At 36.2% G+C, this 3636-nt stretch carries 1 protein-coding gene; it reads left to right on the top strand.

All coding sequences use genetic code 11. The features are described 5' to 3' along the window. Positions 1–3458: SspB-related isopeptide-forming adhesin (locus T369_RS0108780; protein ID WP_031554475.1), on the top strand; the 3458-nt coding region annotated here is incomplete at its 5' end. Between the last annotated feature and the right edge of the window lie 178 nt (positions 3459–3636).

The raw sequence follows: 3636 nt of genomic DNA, 5'->3' as shown, positions 1-3636 counted from the left end.
AAGTAGAGTTCAACTTCACTAAGAGATTAGAAGGAAGAGAACTTAAAGCTAATGAATTCAACTTCGTGCTTAAAGATTCAACAGGTAAAGTCCTTGAAACTGTAAGCAACGACGCATCTGGAAACGTTAAGTTCTCAGCTATCGAATTCAAGAAAGAACAAGCAGGAGTTCACAACTACACAGTTGAAGAGGTTAAAGGAACAGACGCTACTGTAACTTATGACACAATGAAAGCAAATGTAACTGTAACAGTATCACACGATGGAACAGCTAAAGTTCTTGTAGCTACTGTTGGAGACATTGCTGACAAAGAGTTCAACAACCGTGTAACACCACCGGAAGAACCTAAATTCCAACCAGAAAAATATGTTGTTTCTGAAGAGAAATTTGATATTACTGGTGACAAACTAGTTGACGATGATAAAGAATTAGCAGACAAGTATGCAGATACAAATGCAAACCCATACGCTGATGATGCATCTAACAACGAAGCACAAAACTTAAATACTAAGACTGTTAAACGTGGTGACAAACTAGTTTACCAAGTATGGTTAGATACAACTAAATTTGATGCAAACAACAAAGATAATATCCAATCTGTAGGAATCTCAGATGATTACGATGAAGCTAAGTTAGATCTTGATGCAACTAAGATCAAAGCTTACGATTCAGTAACAGGAGATGACGTAACAAACAAATTTGATATCACAGTTAATAACGGAGTAATTACAGCAACTCTTAAAGCTGGATTCACTAAGTCTCTAGGAGATGCAGATAATACTCAAGTTATTGACACAACTAAATTTGCATTTGGACGTTACTACAAATTTGATATTCCAACAACAGTTAAAGCTGATGTACCAGGTGGAGTAGATATCGAAAATACTGCGGCTCAAGTAGTAAACTACTACAACCCAACAACTAAGAAAGTTGAAACTCCAAACAAACCTACTCAAAAACGTGTAAACAGCGTACCAGTACAAGTAGAGTTCAACTTCACTAAGAGATTAGAAGGAAGAGAACTTAAAGCTAATGAATTCAACTTCGTGCTTAAAGATTCAACAGGTAAAGTCCTTGAAACTGTAAGCAACGACGCATCTGGAAACGTTAAGTTCTCAGCTATCGAATTCAAGAAAGAACAAGCAGGAGTTCACAACTACACAGTTGAAGAGGTTAAAGGAACAGACGCTACTGTAACTTATGACACAATGAAAGCAAATGTAACTGTAACAGTATCACACGATGGAACAGCTAAAGTTCTTGTAGCTACTGTTGGAGACATTGCTGACAAAGAGTTCAACAACCGTGTAACACCACCGGAAGAACCTAAATTCCAACCAGAAAAATATGTTGTTTCTGAAGAGAAATTTGATATTACTGGTGACAAACTAGTTGACGATGATAAAGAATTAGCAGACAAGTATGCAGATACAAATGCAAACCCATACGCTGATGATGCATCTAACAACGAAGCACAAAACTTAAATACTAAGACTGTTAAACGTGGTGACAAACTAGTTTACCAAGTATGGTTAGATACAACTAAATTTGATGCAAACAACAAAGATAATATCCAATCTGTAGGAATCTCAGATGATTACGATGAAGCTAAGTTAGATCTTGATGCAACTAAGATCAAAGCTTACGATTCAGTAACAGGAGATGACGTAACAAACAAATTTGATATCACAGTTAATAACGGAGTAATTACAGCAACTCTTAAAGCTGGATTCACTAAGTCTCTAGGAGATGCAGATAATACTCAAGTTATTGACACAACTAAATTTGCATTTGGACGTTACTACAAATTTGATATTCCAACAACAGTTAAAGCTGATGTACCAGGTGGAGTAGATATCGAAAATACTGCGGCTCAAGTAGTAAACTACTACAACCCAACAACTAAGAAAGTTGAAAAACCAAACAAACCAACTGAAAAACGTGTAAACAGCGTACCAGTTAAAGTAGAGTTCAACTTCACTAAGAGATTAGAAGGAAGAGAACTTAAAGCTAACGAATTCAGCTTCGTACTTAAAAATGCAGCAGGTGAAACTCTACAAACTGTAAGCAACGATGCAGCAGGAAACGTTAAGTTCAAAGCATTAGAATTCAAGAAAGGTGAAGAAGGAACTTACACTTACACTGTTGAAGAACTTAAAGGAACTGATGGAACTGTAACTTACGATGCGATGAAAGCAGTAGTAACTGTAGAAGTTAAACATGACGGAACAGCTAAAGCTCTAATCACAAACGTAACAGATCCAGCAGACAAAGAGTTCAACAACACAGTAAGACCTCCAGAAACTCCAGAATTCAACCCAGAGAAATACATTCTAAATGAAAAAGAATTTGATTTAACTGGAACTAAATTATTAGACGATGACAGCGAATTTGGAGATAAGAAAGTTGATGAAACTAACAAAGATCCATACGCTGACAAAGCTGATAACAACGAAGCTCAAAATATCAATACTAAGACACTTAAGAAAGGTGATCAAGTTGTTTACCAAGTTTGGTTAGATACAACTAAATTCAATAAAGACAACAAAGATTACATCCAATCTGTAGGTGTAACAGATAAATACGATAGTGAAAACTTAGATATTAATGTAGCTGATATTAAAGCTTACGATTCTGTAACAGGTGAAGATGTAACTGCTAAATTTGATATTAAAGTTGAAAATGGTGTAATTACTGCAACATCTAAAGCTGACTTAACTAAGTCTCTAGGAGATGCAGAAAATACTCCAGTAATCGACACAGATAAATTCGCATTTGGTCGTTACTACAAATTTGATATCCCTGCAACTATCAAAGCAACAGCTAAAGATGGTGTAGATATCGAAAACACTGCTTCACAAACTGTACACCAATACGATCCAACTAAGAAATCTGTTGAAAAACCAGAAAAACCAACAGAAAAACGTGTAGTTAATATCCCAACTAAAGTTGAATTTAACTTCACTAAGAAACTTGAAGGACGTCAGCTAAAAGAAGGTGAATTTAGCTTCGTACTTAAAGATAAAGATGGAAACGTAATTGAAACAGTTAAGAACGATGCAGCAGGAAACATCAAGTTCTCTGCACTTGAGTTCAAACGTGGAGAAGAAGGAACTTACACTTACACAGTGGAAGAAGTTAAAGGTACTGAAGCAGGAGTTGAATACGATAAGATGGTAGCTACAGTAACAGTAACAGTTACTAAAGAAGGTAAAGTCTTAACAGCAACTTCTCAATTACCAGAAGATACTGAGTTCAACAACAAAGTAACTCCGCCTTCAACACCACCAACTACACCTCCAACAACGCCTCCGACAACACCACCAACACCACCGAAACCACCAAAACCATTATTACCAAATACTGGTGAAGAGTCTACAAGCGGTGCGTTAGCTGGATTCGGAACATTGTTAGCAGGTATTGCGTTAGCAGTAAGAAGACGTAAAGACGAAGAATAATCTATAAAAACTTTGTAGATTATCAAGTTAGAAATAACTAAAAATAACGGATTCGATTTAATCGGATCCGTTGTTTTTTTATGTTAATGGCTTAAGCCAGTTGAGGAGGCGAAGTCTCCGAAACAAAAAACCACCCGCTATGCGGGTGCGAGATAAAAGTTAAACAATTGAAAAATCA

It is taken from the genome of Gemella sanguinis ATCC 700632 (assembly GCF_000701685.1).
Lineage (GTDB): Bacteria > Bacillota > Bacilli > Staphylococcales > Gemellaceae > Gemella > Gemella sanguinis.
The sequence above is the reverse complement of the archived record's forward strand: the minus strand, read 5'-3'. Positions and strand labels throughout refer to the sequence as shown.